Genomic DNA, 17,467 nt, shown 5'->3' with positions numbered 1-17,467 from the left:
CGTAAAGAAGCTCGATTTTCAGGGCAAAAAGGTTACAGGACAACGCTTTTGGGCAAATTGGCACTATTTGACAAACATTTCGCCTCAATCCCTGGACGATGCAGAATTTTTCAGGTTACTGATAGTAATTTATGTTTCTATTTAGTCTACGTATTTGCCAATCAATTTAATATCAAGCTAATATAAGTAAAGATTTTTAAGTGCAATTGCTGATGTGACTTAGCACATTGATATAATTTATGCAAGCGAAAATATCGTGAATATGGCTGCGGAAATATACTGAATCATTTAACAAAATTTATTATTTGCTTTCTCATGTCTCAGAAAATATACGGTCACAATCATTAACTAATTATAGATATCCTTTATTAGGGCTAATTCGCTCTCAAAGTTAAGAAACTTGGTATCAGTTACTAAAACTATGACGAGTAGTTGGGCTGCTAGTCACCCTTCTGTTTCAGAGACGGGAACGCGTGACGATCCTAACGACACTAACGCAGCCTCTCCTAAAGAAAAGAAGATAGCCAGTAGAGAGCAACTGTTACCGTTCTACAGCACTGGCTCACCGTTTTTACCAATTTAGCCAGCAGCTACTTTTTCAACTAGGAAGGTAAAAAATGGAATGGGCTATTTACAAAAAGAATACAGGCAGTTTTGTAATAGCAGTCGCAATTATGACTGGTGTTGGCATCATCTCATACCTTAGTTTGCTTCAGTATAAAGAAAACGCTCAATGGGTAACACATACACGCGAAGTGCTTGAAAAGACAAAAGAAGTCATGTCACAGATCAAAGATGCAGAGACTGGACAACGAGGCTATCTTCTCACAGGCAAAGAACGGTATCTGGAACCCTATCGCACTGCAACTGGCGAGATTGCTCAGAAACTTAAAATTCTACGCCAATTGACTGCGGATAACCCGAATCAACAGCGGCGGCTCGATCGCCTTGAACCTCTGATAACTAAAAAACTGGTTTTGATTGAACAGACGATTAACGCTAGGAGCAAAAACTTAGAGTCCGCGTTGCAAATAGTTCAGACAGATCGGGGTCAGCAGATTATGGAAGACATCCGAATGCTGACCACAGCTATGGAGAACGAAGAAAATGAGTTGTTGAAACAGCGATCGATGAAAGCGAACGCCAGCGCTCATCAAACAACTTTGCTGACTATTTTTGGTAGCATTATCGCTTCTGCGATCGTCGGTTTCGCAGCCACAATCACCAATCAGGAACTTGTCAAACGCGAGCGAATGGAAAATTCTCTGCAAAAGGCTCGTGATGAATTAGAAATAGAGGTTAACAAACGGACTGCCGAACTGAGAAACACTAACGAAGAATTGCAAACTGAAATTAATGAGCGCAAAAAAGCGGAGTCAGAGATTCTGCGTCTAAACGTCCAGCTTGAGGGGCGAGTTGCAGAACGCACAGCACAACTCGAAGCCACTAACAAAGAGATGGAAGCATTTAGTTATTCTGTATCTCACGACCTGCGCGCCCCCTTGCGGAGTATCGACGGCTTTAGTCAAGCACTCCTAGAAGATTATGCTGACAAGCTGGACGCACTAGGTCAAAACTACCTCCAGCGAGTGCGTGCAGCCACCCAGCGAATGGCACAACTGATTGACGATTTACTAAATCTGTCACGATTAACGCGTAGTGAGATGCGTTACGAAAAGGTCGATCTGAGCGCACTAGTAGAAGCGATCGCTACAGAGTTGCACAAAACCCAACCAGAACGCCAAGTAGAGTTTATCATTACGTCGGGATTGGTTGCTAATGGTGATGCTCATCTGTTACGGATCGTGCTAGAAAACCTACTGGGTAATGCCTGGAAGTTTACAGGTAAACATCAAAAAGCACGGATAGAATTTGGGCTTTTACAGCAAAATGACAGCCATGTATATTTTGTCCGTGATGATGGCACAGGCTTTGATATGGCTTATGTTGACAAACTCTTTGGTGCTTTTCAGCGCCTACACGCTATGACTGAGTTTGAAGGTACTGGCATCGGACTAGCTACTGTACAGCGCATTGTTCACCGTCATGGTGGCCGTGTCTGGGCAGAAAGCGTAGTGGAGCAAGGTGCAACATTTTACTTCACCCTTTAACTAGAGGAATAGAACATGATTTTACTTGTAGAAGACAATCCTGACGATGAAGCGCTCACTCTACGCGCACTTAAGAAAAACAATATTCTGAACGAGGTAGTAGTAGCACGCGATGGGGTAGAAGCCCTAGATTATCTCTTTGGTAAAGGTGTATACGCCGATCGCGACATGAGCGTTATGCCGAATCTCATCCTTCTAGATTTGAAGTTGCCTAAAATGGATGGTCTAGAAGTTTTGCGACACCTACGAACCGATGACAGGACAAAAATTCTTCCCGTCGTCATTCTCACCTCCTCCAAAGAGGAGCAAGACTTAATCAATGGTTACAGCTTGGGAGCCAACAGCTATGTTCGCAAACCAGTAGACTTTTCCCAATTCAGTGAAGCAGTGCGACAACTAGGATTGTACTGGTTTGTCTTAAATGAATCACCACCAAGAATATAGCTTACCAATCCTCCAAAATCAGGTTATAGATGCAAAGCTGACTTTCTCAATTACGAATTACGAATTACGAATTACATGGGTATACCACTGCGTGTATTACTTGTTGAGGATTCAGAAGACGACGCTTTGTTGATACTGCGCGAACTGCAACGTGGAGGCTATGAAGTAACCTCTGAACGAATTGATACACCCACAGCTATGAAAGCTGCGATCGCAGAGCAAACATGGGATATCGCGATCTGCGATTATTCCATGCCCACCTTTAGCGCCCCGGCTGCACTGAAGCAGGTTAAGGAAAGTGGACTTGACTTGCCATTTATTATCGTCTCAGGCACGATTGGTGAAGATACGGCAGTAGCCGCTATGAAAGCTGGTGCCCATGACTACATCATCAAAGGCAATCTAGCACGGCTTACCCCTGCTGTTACCCGCGAGTTGCGTGAGGCACTGGTAAGGCGGGAGCGTAAACAAGCAGAGGAGCAGATTAAAGCATCGCTTCAAGAAAAAGAAGTGCTATTGAAAGAAATTCATCACCGGGTAAAAAATAATTTGCAGATTATTTCTAGTCTGCTCAACCTGCAAGCAGAGTATCTCAAGGACAATCAAGCTCTTGAGGTATTCAAAGATAGCCAGAACCGGATTGAATCAATGGCTCTGATCCACGAGAAACTATATCAATCTCAAGACTTGGCAAGGATTAATTTTGCCGACTATATCCAAGATTTAGTAACTAATTTATTTTATTCATACAACGTTAATTCCAGCGATATTACCTTGAAAATGAATGTTGAGGAGGTTTTTCTAGCCATTGATGCAGCTATTCCTTGCGGTTTGATTATCAACGAACTTATTTCAAATTCCCTAAAATATGCCTTTCCCCAAAGAGAACCAGGAGAAATTTATATTGACTTTTGCTCCACAGAAGGAAATTTGTTTACACTTACTATAGGTGATAATGGTGTTGGTTTTGCCCAAGATTTTGACTTTCAAGCTACAGAATCATTAGGTTTACGATTAGTCAAAGGTCTAATACATCAGTTACAAGGCAATATCGATTTTACCAACAACAAGGGAATAGAGTATAAAATTATATTTACGAATAAAATTTTCTAAATTTAGAAGTTAAATAAAATCATGAACCCAGTAAATATATTAGTTGTTGAAGATGAAATCATCGTGGCAATGGATATACAAAGTCGGCTGAGGAAATTTGGATACAGTGTTATGGCGCTTGCCGATTCGGGAGAAGAAGCAATTAGGAAAGCAGCAAATGATTCTCTTGATTTAGTTCTAATGGATATTCACCTCAAAGGAAAAATGGATGGTGTGGAGGCTGCTCAGATAATTCATAATCTTTTTAATATTCCAATCATATATCTGACTGCTAATGCAGATGAATCAACATTGAATCGAGCAAAGGTAACAGAGCCGTTTGGCTACATTCTCAAGCCCTTCAAAGAAAAAGAATTAAAGTTCACGATTGAAATTACTCTTTCTAAACATCGGACGGAAAAAAAATTAAAACAGAATGAACAATGGCTGACTACTGTACTTAAAAGTATTGGAGATGCTGTGATTACTAGCGACGAATCTGGAACTGTGAATTTTATGAATCCAATTGCGGAGGTACTGACGGGTTGGAATTACGCAGATGCATTTGGGAAAGAAGCAACAGAAGTATTTAATATTGCTCATGAAAAAACTCGTATAATAATTGAAAATCCTGTAGAGCAAGTCCTTCAGTCGGGCGTTACTGTCGGTCTACCAGAACAGACGATACTTATTGCTAAAAACGGTACAGAAATACCAATTGATGATAGTATTGCACCGATTAAAGATGACAACGGTAATATCACAGGTGCAGTTTTGGTCTTTCAGGATATCACCGAACGCAACCAAATTCTAGAGGCACTAGCGCGTCGCCAGCAAGAATTCAAAGCACTAGTTGAAAATGCACCTGATATTATTTCCAGATTTAACCCTCAATTGCGCTACGTTTACGTTAATCCAGCTATTGAAAAAGTTACAGGAATATCAGCCGAGACATTTATCGGCAAAACAAATGCAGAGTTAAGTCTACCAGAAGAATTTTGCTGGATATGCGATCGCAAGCTTCGGCGAGTTTTTCAAACCAAAGAAGAAACGGAGTTTGAATGCAGTTTAGCGATCGGCCAGCAAACAAAACATTACCATACCCGCCTTGTGCCTGAATTAACTAGTGATGGTTCAGTATATTTTGTTTTAAGTATTTCTCGCAACATTACCGCTCTCAAACTTGCGGAGGCACAATTAATTCATGATGCCTTTCACGATGTCTTAACCGGCCTGCCAAACCGTGCCTTATTTATGGAACGGCTAGAACGTGCGCTCATGCAGGTAAAACGACGCGCGAACTATACATTCGCTGTTCTGTTTCTAGACCTAGATCGCTTCAAAGTTGTCAACGACAGTCTCGGTCACATGATTGGCGATCGACTACTAACTGCCCTTGCTCGGAGATTGGAAAATTGCCTGCGTACTGGAGACACAGTTGCCCGTCTAGGGGGAGATGAGTTTACAATTTTGCTTGACGATCTCCAAAATGCCAATGACGTAATCACCGTAGTGGAGCGGATACACGAAGCTCTGACATTTGCGTTCCAACTCAGTGGGTACGAGGTATTCACCACCGTTAGTATTGGCATCGCCCTGAGCAAGGGTAGTTATAACCGACCGGAGGAACTCTTGCGCGATGCTGACATTGCAATGTATCGCGCTAAAGCATTGGGTAAAGCACGCCATGAAATATTTGACTCAACCATGTACGCCCAAGTAACCCAGCTATTAGAGTTAGAGATGGATCTACGACGGGCAGTTGAACGCCAGGAGTTTCAAGTTTACTACCAGCCAATTGTTTTATTAGAAACTTACAAAATTATTGGCTTCGAGGCTCTGGTTCGTTGGCAGCACCCGCAACACGGATTAATATCTCCAGACAGCTTTATTCCCCTGGCAGAAGAAACTGGGTTGATTATCCCTATTGGTTATTGGGTACTAGGCGAGGCTTGTCGGCAGATGCGGGCTTGGCAAGTACAATTTCCTACTGACCCACCTTTAACGATTAGTGTAAATCTTTCTACTAAGCAGTTTTCCCAACCTGGGCTGATTGAGCAAATTAACCAAATTATCCAAGAGACTGGTTTAGAAGTTGGCAGTTTAAAGCTGGAGATTACTGAAAGCGTACTTATGGAGAATATGCAATTAGCAACTTTTATGCTATCGCAACTGCAACAGATGAATATTCAATTACACTTAGATGATTTTGGCATCGGCTATTCATCCTTGAGTTATCTGCATCGCTTTCCCAGTAATGCCTTGAAGATCGATCGTTCCTTTATTGCTAAGATTGGTGCTAATGGAGAAAACTTAGAGATTGTTCAAGCGATCGTCGCTCTAGCACAGAGTCTAAATATAGATGTAATCGCAGAGGGCGTAGAAACACTAGAACAACTGGCGCAACTTCAAGTGATGAAATGCAAATATGCACAGGGATATTTTTTCTCCCAACCCCTCGATAACAAGTCGGTAGAAACATTGATTTTATCTGGCATTGAACCTAGTTAGGTTAGTTTAAATAACCTGACAAGAGCAACATATTACAACTAATTCAGAACCGCTATAGTTAATTTGTGTTGTTAACCAAATTCTTGGAGGCGCAGCTAAACTTACCCTCAAAAAGCATCAAGCTTTAAGAAAGCTGCGAAAACTAATGACTGATGACTTTTTCAAAAACAAAAAGCTATTTTTTGACCTATGGGCATCAAGTTACGATTGGTTCTTTCCTTCAGTGTTTTATCGAGCCATTCACCAACGGTTGCTGGAGTACGTCGATTTACCAGAGCCAGCAAATGTACTTGATATCGGCTGTGGTACTGGACGCTTGCTTGAGCGCCTTGCTACTCAGTTTCCCAATCTCCAAGCTACCGGATTGGATTTGTCTGCTAATATGTTGCGGGTAGCAAGACAGAACAACCGCCACCGTCCACGCTTAATTTATATTGAGGGCAAAGCTGAGTCTCTTCCCTTTGCTGATGGTCAATTTGATGCCGTTTTCAATACTATCAGCTTCTTGCACTATTTGGAACCAAAACAGGTGGTTAGTGAGATAGCACGGGTACTTTCTCCGGGTGGACGCTTTTATTTAGTTGACATGACTTCCAAAAAAGAGACAGAACCTCAATTATTGCCAGTCTCTCCCCGTGGAATTAGACTCTACAGCCCTAATCAACGTCAACTTCTTGGCTCCTCTGCTGGGCTATTGTGTTTGAATCACCATTATTTACTAGGGCCTGTCTTACTAACAATTTTTGCTAAACCTCCGATTTGAAAATGGAGGCAATAAAAAGTTGGAAACATCTTGTATCAAGCCTTGTTCTGCATATCTGAAATTACGAATTACGAATTAGCCTGACCTCGATATTCCATAAATACCACAGGAACTTTGAGCAGCCTTTTAGCTAACTGCGAGAATCTAAATTTCTCTTTAAGCGTAGATAAGCCTATTGTCTTGGGAAATTGTGGCAAATCTTCAAAAGATATTGGCACAAAGTCAAAGTGACTGTAAAACTGCACCAGCCGTTGACCTAAGCATTCCAGATAAAGTGGTTGCGTTGCTGTATTAATCAAATGCTGCGTTAGCAAACTACCCAAACCGCGACCTCTCCAAGCTGATGCAACGACCAAGCTACCAAGTTCTTGTGCCCCTGAGAAATTACGTAGCTGTCCACAAGCTATCAGATTCTGATTGTATTCAATTACCCAAAATTGCTGCCAATTTAATTGGGTTGGATCGAGTTTCGCTGAAAATACCAGCAATCGAATCGACCACTGATCCCCAGAGGTTGCCTTGCGAAGGATACATCCAGATGGTAACGATAGATTGTTCTGGTTCATTAATTAGACTTTGATAGTTTGTATCACCATCATCAAACCATATTATTCGCCTAGCCAGACTCAGATCGCTTGCTATTTCCTGGCAACTATCAATAAAGCAATTTTAAAAGCATCTTAGACATAAAACCCGTTCCAGGTTTTCCCTTAGCGATAGGAAGGGTTGTAAGGTTAAATAACTCTACATTTCTGGATTTTTTCAGCATACATGAGTAATACTAAGCAATACTTCCGATAGAGGTAGAAATCAGCCATAACTATATCTGGATAGATGCATTCATACTCCTAATTTTTTAAGATCATCTCAACGATAAATAATTAGGGATGTAATCATGGCTGAACAACAAAAATCTAATAATGAACAACCTGCGTCTACTGCTTCTGCTGACGGCGAAACCCCTACTGACGAAAGTATCCGCAAAACTGGTGATGCGCAAGGCAGTGATGCTAAATCCACTGCTACTCCAGAAGCTCCAGAAAACGATGGTGTAGCAGGTAGCCCCAATCAAGGAACTGAGTCACGTTAATTAATTTGAACTTTCTCAAGTTTTAATCAGCTCGTGGGGTCTTTTGTTGTAACCCTAATACACTAAATTTAGAGTGGAAATGTGGTGTTACACTACATCTCCACTTGTTTTTATGTCAAAAATTGCATTGTCTCTACGTTGGGGCGTTAGCGTAGCTTACCGCAGCTATGTTTATTCTCGTGTGGGTACTCGCAATCATCAATTTGTTCTCGTTGACTGTAATACTGCTCCCAGTCTAGCTCTTAGTAATTTACATATAGCGATCGCTCAGGATAATGGTCTCAATATCTTGAGCAAATCTTTGAGGTTTTCCGCCGTCTTCATACTCGTCGAGTTTCTGGTACTGGCATTAGTCTAGCTATCTACAAAAAAATCGTTGAGCGATATGGCGATCGCATCTGGGCTGAGTCGAAACTAGGCCGGACGTAGGAACAGTATTTTATTTTACCTTCAACGCAAATTAAGGTATCTTTAAATATATATTTAATAACCGCTTATTAACCCTCTAATAAGCGAATGAATTCTAGCCCTATCTACAAAATAGGAAATCAGGTGATTATCTAACAAATTGATATAACCCTGTACTATGGAAAAGCTCACAATTCACATTCTATTAGTAGAAGATAGTGCAAGTGATGCTTATCTCCTACGCCGGATATTTTTAAATTCAGATCAAGAACAATGGCAGATGTTACATGTTGAACGGTTATCTGAGGCGATAGAAGCTAGCAGGGAAAATTCTACGTCTAACCTTGATAATTCTCAGATAGAGAGTCGAAAGCAACGCAGATTCGACCTAGTTTTGTTAGACCTCAGCCTTCCAGACTCTATTGGACTGGACACGTTGAAAGAATTTAGGGCAGCAGTACCTGATATCCCAGTTGTAATATTAACAGGTGTTGATGATGAAGATTTAGCACTGCAAGCATTAGCAGAAGGAGCGCAAGACTATCTAGTTAAAGATAAAATCACTATCCAATGGTTAGTGCGTGCCATTCGCTATGCCATTGAAAGAAGCGAAATTCTCAACCAACTACGCGAGAGTGAAGAACGCACCCGTCAAGCACTGGCAAAAGAACAGGAACTTAACGAGTTAAAGTCAAACTTTGTAGCAATGGTTTCTCACGAGTTCCGCACCCCTATGACTACGATTCGGACGGCTGTAGATATCCTGGAATACAACAGCAATAAACTAACTGATATCCGGAGAATTAAATATTTCGATCGAATACAAAATGCTATCAACCAGATGATTAATCTCTTAGATGAGATATTGTTCTTGAGTAAAACGGAAGCAGCTAAACTCGAATACAAACCTACACTTTTAAATTTAGAAAATTTCTGTAGCGAACTCACAGATATTCTTCAACTCAATGCAGGTAGTAAGCACAGCATTATCTTTACTTGTCAAGGTGAATCAACCCAAGCCCAAATTGATGAAGACCTACTAAATTGTATCTTAACTAATTTAATTTCCAATGCCATTAAATATTCTCCTGAAAGTGACACTATTTGGTTTGATTTGATTTGCAAAGATCGCCTCGCAATTTTCCAAATCAAAGATCGGGGAATGGGGATTCCTCTCAAAGATCAAACTCATCTATTTCAAACCTTCTATCGCGCCAGCAATGTGGGTGTAATTCAAGGAACAGGACTGGGACTCACTATAGTTAAAAAATGTGTGGAGTTACATGGTGGTCATATTCAATTAGAAAGTGAGCAGGGTGTCGGCACAACAGTAATTGTCACTCTGCCACTACAATAATTAGGCAAGTAAATTATCATAGTTGGGCATTGGGTATTGGGGATTGGGTATGAAGAAGAGACAAGGGAGACAAGGAGGAGGGGGGAGACTTGGGAGAAATTTGTTCAATAATTCCCCTTGTCTCCTTGTCCCCCTTGTCCCCCTTGTCCCTCTTGTCCCCCGATCTCCCTGATCTCCCCCTGCTCTCCCTTTCAAGGGCAGGCTTTTAGGCTTTCGATAAATAGTTGAGAATGTTCTCAATTATTGAACGTAGTTTTAAGTTCTCAGACAATGGTTTTGGTTTTAAAATCCCAAAAATTTGTCTAATCAAAAAAACCTGCCCCAGAAAGCCCTGCTCTCCTGCTCCCCTGCCCCCTGCCCCTCTGCTCCTCTGCTTATTTTGGTGCTTGGGAATTTGGTGTTGGACAAGTTTTATTACCTGCTAAAATTTGCAACCTGCGTTGGCGTATTTGCCATCAAAAATATATGGAAATATTTTGGAAGATAAAGTTATGCAAATAATAGTTGAAACACAATTAAGTTCCTTCTTTATCTGACGCGAATTCATTTATATGAATTGCCCATAACTACAGCGTCTAGTTTTGCTTAAGTCCTAATTTTTTCAAAAAATACATCGCTACGTGGATTTTCTATTTTCCAGACCAAATAATTTTTGTCACCGTACACTACAAAAGTTTTATAATTATAATTTGTTTCTATTTGCTGACGCCAGGTATCTGAAGGATTTAGTAAAAAAATATCAGTAAAACCATCAGGAATATTGGGGATAGAGCGGCCTTTTACTAATTGGTACTGCACTTTTGGTTGTAAAAGATAACTGAGAGAAAAGACATTACCATAATTAATACCAGAATCATTACTAATCAAAAGTGGATGATTAGTCTGATTAATAATTTTTGCAACTTGTGGATTACCAGAGCTAATAACCTTACTCCACCAAGTATCAGCCTGAGAACTCACTCCATAAGAAACTAGTCCACCAATAATCACTAGTCCCATGATTATTTGCCAGATTCGCCGGCGTACTAAACTCTTATTATGTAGCTGCGTAGCGAGTAGGTAAGTAACAGACAATTGAATTCCTAAATAAGAAATCAATAAATAACGTTCGGCAAGTGAGCGTATACCCCCAAAAAGTAAGTCTGGTAGCATTAAAGGTAATGCAGGAACCATAATTAGCGTGATAATAAACAACCAAATTTTATAGTTAGTTTTTCGACAAATAAAATAAATAGAATATCCAAAAAGAACTAAAAAAAATGGCGTAATTACATAGGTAAACGGATTTTCAAAGCCTAAGTCTAAATCAATAAAAATCCGATTTAACTGTAAAAGCCAAGATTTAATTAAATCATCTAAGGGTAAATGTCTTTTTGTCCAAGCTGTTGAACTTTTTAATTGCAACAAGTTAACTATCACAACCTGTATCCAAGGTGTAAAAGCTAAAAACCCTGCTAAAGATGCTAATAGATAAGCTTTTACTGTTCTAGTAAACCTAAATTTTGCAGTGGCAATTACATAAATCCCATGAGCGACTATAACAAATCCACTGAATAAAAATGTATAGAGACTAAGCACCAAGGTGATTGCATACATTCCCCAATTTAGTATACGTAGTACTCCACCTTGTGATTCCAATCGTAATGCTCGTAGTAATGAAGCGCTGCATAGTAATACAGTCACTATCCAGAGAATATATTCTCGTGCTTCTTGGGCATATACTAAGTGAATAGGGGAGATTGCCATGAGTGCGATCGCAACCTCCGATACCCATACCGATGATTTAAATAATTCTCTACACAGCCAATAAATACTCGGAAAAATCAGCAAACTGATAAAGGCAGATAAACTTCTAATTACCGTTACCGAATTGCCAAAGATTCCCACCCAAAGCCGAGCGAGTATATAATACAGTGGTGGATGCTGTGGATCGTCTACTTCCAAAGATATAATTGTGTCACGTAAGCCTTTCTCCATATTGGGATTTTGGAATTTGGCAAAACTTTCCTTATTAATTATGCGACCATTAAATATTTGCTGCTTGGCTTCATTTGACGTATAACCAGAAATTCGCAATGAAGTAAAAGTCTCATCGTGCCAGTAAACTTTGCGATCGAGGTTAAAAAAACGAAAAAATATACCCACCATTAACAAAACTACAATGAGAAACCGCAACCTATTGGGAGCAAGTTGGAGCCGCATAACTAAATTTCACAATAACTTGTACAACAATTATCTACTTTAACGAAACAACTTTATAACTCTCCAAACTAGTTATTAAAAATATCTAACCAAATAGTGGTGGGTTGCAATTATAAATAGTCAGTTAGTCAAGTAGCGGAGGTAGTAATTAAACTCAGTAGTTTTTTGTACATGATAATAATTGTATATTTAGCTACAAAAACTTTTTTTTAGTGAAGTGGGAGAAGTGGGTTTATGTACTCCAAGCAGGCTTATTTGGGCAACAAAGAACTTTTCAAGAGTTGGAGCTATGGAAGAATTGTTGGCTTAGTTGATAGCTCGGCAGGTAATTGATTATTAGGTGAGATATTACGTCGGCGCAAATTACGAGTCTTAGCAAATTTCCAAATTGAATAATAGTTATCGCTATAAACAATATCTGTTTTGAATTTATATTTTTTTTCTATGATTTTACCCCAAGCCTTTGAAGGATTAAGTAAAAACACATCAGTAAACCCATCAGGAATTTTAGGAATTTTTTGATTGTTCACTAACAGAAATCGCACTTTTGGTTCTAAAAGATAGCTTAAAGAAAAGACATCACCATAATTATTACCCAAAGCATCACTAATCAAAAGTGGACGATTACTCTGATTAATGATTTGGGCAACTTGAGGATTGCCATAATTCATACCCTTATTCCACCAAGTTTCTGCCTGGAAACTCACCTTAGAAGAAATCAAACCACAAATAATCACTAATGCCATGATTATGTGCCAAAAGCTCCGACGCGATCGCCTGCCATTATATAGTTGCGTAGCTAGTAGGTAAGCAACAGCTAACTGGATTCCTAAATAAGATGGGATTAAATATGCTTCGGTAGACGATCGTATACTCCCAGTAATTAAATCTGGCAGTATTATGGGTAATGCTGGTACTACAATTAATGTGATGATAAAAGACCAGACTTTATAGTTAGTTGCTCGGCAAATAAAATAAATAGAATATCCTACCAAAATTAAAAGGGTTAGTGCAATTAATTTGCTTAAAGGATTTTCTGAACTAAGGTCTATATCAAAAAAAATCCGGCTTAACTGCATTGATAAAAATGGAAATATAGGTATTATATCGGACTGTGTTGTTTTGTCTGCTGAAATTAAAAATTGAAAAAAATCACCAATTACAATTGTTATCCAAGGCATGAAAGCTAAAAAACCAACTAGTGATGCTAGCAAATAAGTTCTCACAGTTTCAGTAAACTTAAATTTAGCAATTATCATCACATAAATTCCGTGAGCAACTGCTACAAATGCACTCAAAATAAATGTATAAAGACTAATGGCTAAGGTGACTGCATAAAGGCTCCAGATAGCGAATAAATCTGGTTTTTGTCGTTCTTCTGCTAGCTCATCTTCTAGCCGTATGGCTCGTAGCAGAAACGCACTGGATAGTAAAATGGTGACTAACCAAAGAATATATTCTTGTGCTTCTTGGGCGTACACTAGGTGAATTGGAGAGATAGCCATGAGTGCGATCGCAACACCAGGAACCGATAATGGCACATTAAATAATTCTCGACATAGCCAATAAACACAAGGGAAAACCAGCAAACTAATGCAGGCTGATAAACTTCTAATTGCCGTCACCGAATTACCAAAGATTTCCACCCACAATCTGGCTATTATGTAATATAACGGTGGATGTTGAGAATCTTGTTTTGCTAAAGACATAATTGTATCATTTAAGCTTTTTTCTGGATTTGCACCTTGAAACTGGGCAAAACTTTCTCCACTAACGATCCGATTATTAAAAAGTTGTTGTTTAGCTTCATTTGCCGTATAACCAGAAATCCGTAATAAAGTGAAAGTCTCATCGTGCCAAAAAACTTTCCCATCAAGATTAGAAAAACGAAACAATATACCCATTGTCAATAATAAAATAATTAAAAATCGCAACCAACTCGGAGCCAATTTGAGATGGTGCATAAGTAGTTTTCCCAATAATTTGTCTAATATAATTCAGTTAGGTGGACTAAATGAGATACGTTCGGTAGGAATTATATCTGAGTTTCTTCATCAGATACAGCTTAGGTAATTTGATTGAGTGTTATCAAATTTGATAGCGCCATCTAGCAAAGTCTTTGCCATTAGATATAGTTAAAAAATCAATGGTTTTAAACTGCCGATCGATAGCTGGAACACTGCATATTTTAGCTCCAATATTCAAGTATGCCTGCAAAATTTTAGGAATTTCAAAATTATTATATTTATTTGGACAACTTTGAGGCATTTCTAGACAAAATTGTGGGTTTGGATAAACCAAAATACTCGGATGCATGAAGTCATTATGCTGAAAATAATTATAAGCGCAAGTTGCTTGCCAAGGACATTGTGTCAGTAATGATGCACAACCAAAGAAATATTGGTTTTTACTCCAGATGAGATAATTTGCCAGCCCTTCCCAGAGCAGTAAAAGTGCTTGAATATTGCGATATTCTTTCGCTATACATGCACGCCCAACTTCCACTGCTACCTGAAGTACAGAATTGGGAATTCCATTAAGATTAAATATATCGGTAGCATCAAAACCCAATTTTTGAGAAGCCATTGTATAAGTTTGCATCCGATAAGTTCCAATCGTTTTACCCGTTTGTTTGGAGATTAAGATTAAATGATGGCAAACCGCATCAAACTTATCTATATCCATCTGGTTAAAGTTAGAAGCAGTAAATCCTAAGTCTAGTTCCAGATTAAACACCTCAAAACGCAACCGAAAAATGGATTCTAATTCTTCTTCAGTTGAAGCCAGTCGTAGGGTATATTTTTCAGTTTGAAGGACGGGAAAATCTTCAAGAGGGGAAGGAGGATTCAGTGGGTAATTGATGTTGCGTCCAGAAACTTCCATCTATCTTCCTACTTAGATTTGCGAAATTATTCTACTAGGATTTAGGCACTAAACAAACAGGTCACATTATGCATTAATGTGCCGAAGTGTAATTGAGACAGTTTTCGACAAAAGATCCTTTAGACCAATACCCTTCAGTTAAGGATTTTTTATACTGATTTTTGACCTATAAAGACGCGTTAGCGCAGCAAGATGTTAGCATAGCGGGGCGATCGCGCAGCATCTCCAAGAGTTGCTCGGTTCAATTTCGCGTCTCTAGCAAGGATTTTAGGTTTCACTGAACGGTATTGTGGTCTAAGAGCTTTTTTACTTTCTTAGATTAAGGTTAGAGTGCTTTTATTATGAGCATTAATTCCTAAAAAATCTGGCAATAAGATACAAAATTTTCTTTTGATATACGCTATAGATGTAATTCATAGCATTTGACACAAACTCTGATATACAGCAGAATTCGGAATTCAGGGGTAAAACACGTTTTATATTTGGGCAACAGACGTGAGCTTGTGTACCTCACCAACTTGAATGCTGTATATTGTGACGATAATTAACCTAAGTGAGGGAGTTATGTCAATTGGTCGACCGAGAGAACTTGCGATGGTGTTCAAAAGTTTAAGTATCGCAACAAGCTTTATCAAAAAGATTTTTAGAATTTCCAGCTTCAAAACTAGTTCTGAATTTGCTAACTGCACATCAGAGAGCTATTCCCGCTTGCTAGAGTGTAAGTAGTTCACGTAAAATATAGTGCCATTGTTGCGGCAGTTCTCATGACCTCATCTGCGTCGTTTGACACATTAGAGTCTTTACAGGCGGATATCGCTGAGTTGATCGTTCGTTTACCGACATTAAAAAATCGGCAATTTATTCAGCAAGCACTTACTACTATTGTTCGTCTAGCTGATACCGAAATTGAGCGTCTCGATTGGAAAATATTATCCGCTGCATTAGCAGATATGGAGCGCGGTTTCCAGCTTTTTTATGATTACCGCCACGTTCGCAAAGTCACCATCTTCGGTTCTGCTCGTCTAGCGCCAGATAGACCAGAATACCAAATGGCCCTTGAGTTTGCTCGCGCTGTTTCTCAATTAGGATTTATGGTGATGACTGGTGGCGGTGGTGGAATCATGCAGGCGGGTCATGAAGGTGCTGGGCGAGAAAATTCCTTTGGATTAAACATTCAGTTACCCTTTGAACAGCAAGCAAACCCTTTTATCGAGGGCGATCCCAAGCTAATTAACTTCAAATATTTCTTTACCCGCAAGTTGTTTCTTCTCAAAGAAAGTGATGCTGTAGCCTTGTTTCCGGGAGGCTTTGGTACTCAAGATGAAGCTTTTGAATGTATGACATTAAGCCAAACTGGTAAATTTGGGCCAGTACCTTTAGTTTTAATCGATCGCCCTGGTGGTGATTACTGGCGCTCTTGGAGCGAATATATTGATAAGCAACTAGTGCAAAACGGTCTGGTCAATCCTGAAGACCCCAGCCTTTACACGGTGACAGATAACCTGGATGTGGCTTGTGATGCTATCACCCGTTTTTACCAGGTTTATCATTCCAGTCGTTATGTCAGCAATAAGTTAGTCATCCGTCTGAAGACAGATATATCAGACGCTCTGTTAGAAAAACTTAATGCTGATTTTAGCGACATTATTATTCAAGGAAGAATTGAAAAAAGTCAGGCATTACCTCAAGAAGCACAAGATGAAACTGTTGGACTACCTCGCCTCATTTTGTACTTCAATCAACGCGATTTGGGACGTTTGTATCAGATGATTGCCACAATTAACCGGATGGGTACTCCTTCATTAGAGGATGTAGCGCATCCAGAAAGAAAGTAGGTAATAAAACACATCTAATTTGCATATTAAAATTTTCTCACTATCTTATGGGGCGGACATCTTATCCGCCCTGATTATGCAACTTGAATGCTGATTAATGTATTAACGTGAGTCTCCAACGGAGGCGCACCTGCGGGAAGGGCGAAAGAAACAAGTCAAATCCTCTTCCCCTCTGCCTTCTGCCTCCTGCCTCCTGCCTTGTTTCTTAGGAGTTCGACAAGCCCTTTTTTGACCTCTCCCGCAACCCCTCTTGGACACGGAGAGGAAAGCCAAAACCCTAATTTCTCGTTGCTCCTCCCTTGACCCGTGGGAGAGGGAGGTTGTCCGGGAGAGGTTCATCGAACTCACCTTGTATTAAGGGAAAAAAGGGAGAGAATTTTGAATACTCTCCCTTTCCTTGTTTCAAGGTTATGAAATTACCAAGAGCGATCGCACAGCATAAAGCCTTTTATTATCAGGCTGCGACACCCTGGGCGTAGCTTGCTTCTTTGTAGGAGTAGGCAGCTGAGAGCGAGTCTTCTTCTGTTGGAGACGCTACCGCAAGCTTCCCTTGCTTCCCTGTAGGGGTACAATACAGTCCGTCGTCGACATCGCCAACGGCGTAGTCTCTCCACAAATCAAAAATATTTTATATATTCATGGGGCTATCTTCATGAGCAGTGAGGATTTTGGCATTGTCCAAGCAAGCCACGAAAACAATATAATCACCCTACTTACAGATGAGAAAAACACCAGTTATTATGACTCAATACTGATTTTTGTAAAAAAGCT

General features: G+C 39.7%; 15 protein-coding genes. 11 read left to right on the top strand and 4 right to left on the bottom strand.

What is annotated here, in order from left to right; all coding sequences use genetic code 11:
• The first annotated feature begins 421 nt into the window (after window positions 1–421).
• From NSTC731_RS06035 to NSTC731_RS06010, 6 genes are all read left to right on the top strand, one after another.
• The gene (locus NSTC731_RS06035; RefSeq protein ID WP_445630012.1) at window positions 422–583 is read left to right on the top strand and encodes a hypothetical protein; all 162 of its coding nucleotides are present in this window, start codon (window positions 422–424) and stop codon (window positions 581–583) included.
• Between the two features lie 34 nt (window positions 584–617).
• Complete coding sequence (locus NSTC731_RS06030) at window positions 618–2,111, top strand: sensor histidine kinase (protein ID WP_445630011.1); 1,494 nt, start codon at window positions 618–620, stop codon at window positions 2,109–2,111.
• A 15-nt stretch (window positions 2,112–2,126) separates the two neighbouring features.
• Window positions 2,127–2,555: a response regulator gene (locus tag NSTC731_RS06025; protein ID WP_335000001.1), complete on the top strand. Its 429-nt coding sequence runs from the start codon at window positions 2,127–2,129 to the stop codon at window positions 2,553–2,555.
• Between the two features lie 75 nt (window positions 2,556–2,630).
• Window positions 2,631–3,668: a sensor histidine kinase gene (locus NSTC731_RS06020; RefSeq protein ID WP_445630010.1), complete on the top strand. Its 1,038-nt coding sequence runs from the start codon at window positions 2,631–2,633 to the stop codon at window positions 3,666–3,668.
• 21 nt (window positions 3,669–3,689) lie between these two features.
• Entirely contained in the window at window positions 3,690–6,158 is a 2,469-nt protein-coding gene (locus NSTC731_RS06015; RefSeq protein ID WP_445630009.1) for an EAL domain-containing protein, read from the top strand.
• A 145-nt stretch (window positions 6,159–6,303) separates the two neighbouring features.
• Entirely contained in the window at window positions 6,304–6,921 is a 618-nt protein-coding gene (locus NSTC731_RS06010) for a class I SAM-dependent methyltransferase (protein WP_445630008.1), read from the top strand.
• A gap of 68 nt (window positions 6,922–6,989) precedes the next feature.
• Here NSTC731_RS06010 and NSTC731_RS06005 read toward each other — a convergent pair whose 3' ends face one another.
• Window positions 6,990–7,487 (bottom strand): GNAT family N-acetyltransferase, encoded by a 498-nt coding sequence (locus NSTC731_RS06005; protein WP_445630007.1) that lies wholly within the window; start codon window positions 7,485–7,487, stop codon window positions 6,990–6,992.
• 329 nt (window positions 7,488–7,816) lie between these two features.
• Here NSTC731_RS06005 and NSTC731_RS06000 point away from each other — a divergent pair, with 329 nt between their 5' ends.
• From NSTC731_RS06000 to NSTC731_RS05985, 4 genes are all read left to right on the top strand, one after another.
• A complete protein-coding gene (locus tag NSTC731_RS06000; RefSeq protein WP_322713506.1) occupies window positions 7,817–8,011 on the top strand; it encodes a hypothetical protein in 195 nt (64 codons plus the stop codon).
• A 112-nt stretch (window positions 8,012–8,123) separates the two neighbouring features.
• Window positions 8,124–8,369 carry a hypothetical protein gene (locus tag NSTC731_RS05995; protein WP_445630006.1) on the top strand — a complete coding sequence of 82 codons (246 nt, stop codon included), beginning with the start codon at window positions 8,124–8,126 and terminating at the stop codon, window positions 8,367–8,369.
• Entirely contained in the window at window positions 8,309–8,440 is a 132-nt protein-coding gene (locus NSTC731_RS05990; protein WP_445632028.1) for a hypothetical protein, read from the top strand. Before NSTC731_RS05995 ends, NSTC731_RS05990 begins: the two co-directional genes overlap by 61 nt.
• Before the next feature lie 157 nt (window positions 8,441–8,597).
• Window positions 8,598–9,776, top strand: a complete 1,179-nt coding sequence (locus NSTC731_RS05985; RefSeq protein WP_445630005.1) for an ATP-binding protein — start codon at window positions 8,598–8,600, stop codon at window positions 9,774–9,776.
• A 585-nt stretch (window positions 9,777–10,361) separates the two neighbouring features.
• Here NSTC731_RS05985 and NSTC731_RS05980 read toward each other — a convergent pair.
• From NSTC731_RS05980 to NSTC731_RS05970, 3 genes are all read right to left on the bottom strand, one after another.
• The gene (locus tag NSTC731_RS05980) at window positions 10,362–11,978 is read right to left on the bottom strand and encodes a glycosyltransferase family 39 protein (protein ID WP_445630004.1); all 1,617 of its coding nucleotides are present in this window, start codon (window positions 11,976–11,978) and stop codon (window positions 10,362–10,364) included.
• Window positions 11,979–12,265: 287 nt separating this feature from the next.
• Window positions 12,266–13,942, bottom strand: coding sequence for a glycosyltransferase family 39 protein (locus NSTC731_RS05975; RefSeq protein WP_445630003.1), 1,677 nt, complete (start codon window positions 13,940–13,942; stop codon window positions 12,266–12,268).
• A gap of 124 nt (window positions 13,943–14,066) precedes the next feature.
• Window positions 14,067–14,861, bottom strand: coding sequence for a GNAT family N-acetyltransferase (locus NSTC731_RS05970; protein ID WP_445630002.1), 795 nt, complete (start codon window positions 14,859–14,861; stop codon window positions 14,067–14,069).
• Between the two features lie 764 nt (window positions 14,862–15,625).
• Between NSTC731_RS05970 and NSTC731_RS05965 the strand changes: the two genes are divergently transcribed.
• Window positions 15,626–16,696, top strand: coding sequence for an LOG family protein (locus tag NSTC731_RS05965; protein WP_445630001.1), 1,071 nt, complete (start codon window positions 15,626–15,628; stop codon window positions 16,694–16,696).
• Window positions 16,697–17,467: the final 771 nt, after the last annotated feature.

This window comes from Nostoc sp. DSM 114167 (genome assembly GCF_052692655.1).
This window is presented reverse-complemented; position numbering and strand designations above follow the sequence as displayed.

Excerpts from the sequence above, each read along its gene's own strand:
- NSTC731_RS06015 (WP_445630009.1), top strand. The coding sequence starts at position 3,690 with ATGAACCCAGTAAATATATTAGTTGTTGAAGATGAAATCATCGTGGCA.
- NSTC731_RS05975 (WP_445630003.1), bottom strand. The coding sequence starts at position 13,942 with ATGCACCATCTCAAATTGGCTCCGAGTTGGTTGCGATTTTTAATTATT.
- NSTC731_RS05970 (WP_445630002.1), bottom strand. The coding sequence starts at position 14,861 with ATGGAAGTTTCTGGACGCAACATCAATTACCCACTGAATCCTCCTTCC.
- NSTC731_RS06025 (WP_335000001.1), top strand. The coding sequence starts at position 2,127 with ATGATTTTACTTGTAGAAGACAATCCTGACGATGAAGCGCTCACTCTA.
- NSTC731_RS05995 (WP_445630006.1), top strand. The coding sequence starts at position 8,124 with ATGTCAAAAATTGCATTGTCTCTACGTTGGGGCGTTAGCGTAGCTTAC.
- NSTC731_RS06030 (WP_445630011.1), top strand. The coding sequence starts at position 618 with ATGGAATGGGCTATTTACAAAAAGAATACAGGCAGTTTTGTAATAGCA.
- NSTC731_RS05980 (WP_445630004.1), bottom strand. The coding sequence starts at position 11,978 with ATGCGGCTCCAACTTGCTCCCAATAGGTTGCGGTTTCTCATTGTAGTT.
- NSTC731_RS06020 (WP_445630010.1), top strand. The coding sequence starts at position 2,631 with ATGGGTATACCACTGCGTGTATTACTTGTTGAGGATTCAGAAGACGAC.
- NSTC731_RS06035 (WP_445630012.1), top strand. The coding sequence starts at position 422 with ATGACGAGTAGTTGGGCTGCTAGTCACCCTTCTGTTTCAGAGACGGGA.
- NSTC731_RS06000 (WP_322713506.1), top strand. The coding sequence starts at position 7,817 with ATGGCTGAACAACAAAAATCTAATAATGAACAACCTGCGTCTACTGCT.
- NSTC731_RS05985 (WP_445630005.1), top strand. The coding sequence starts at position 8,598 with ATGGAAAAGCTCACAATTCACATTCTATTAGTAGAAGATAGTGCAAGT.
- NSTC731_RS06010 (WP_445630008.1), top strand. The coding sequence starts at position 6,304 with ATGACTGATGACTTTTTCAAAAACAAAAAGCTATTTTTTGACCTATGG.
- NSTC731_RS06005 (WP_445630007.1), bottom strand. The coding sequence starts at position 7,487 with ATGAACCAGAACAATCTATCGTTACCATCTGGATGTATCCTTCGCAAG.
- NSTC731_RS05965 (WP_445630001.1), top strand. The coding sequence starts at position 15,626 with ATGACCTCATCTGCGTCGTTTGACACATTAGAGTCTTTACAGGCGGAT.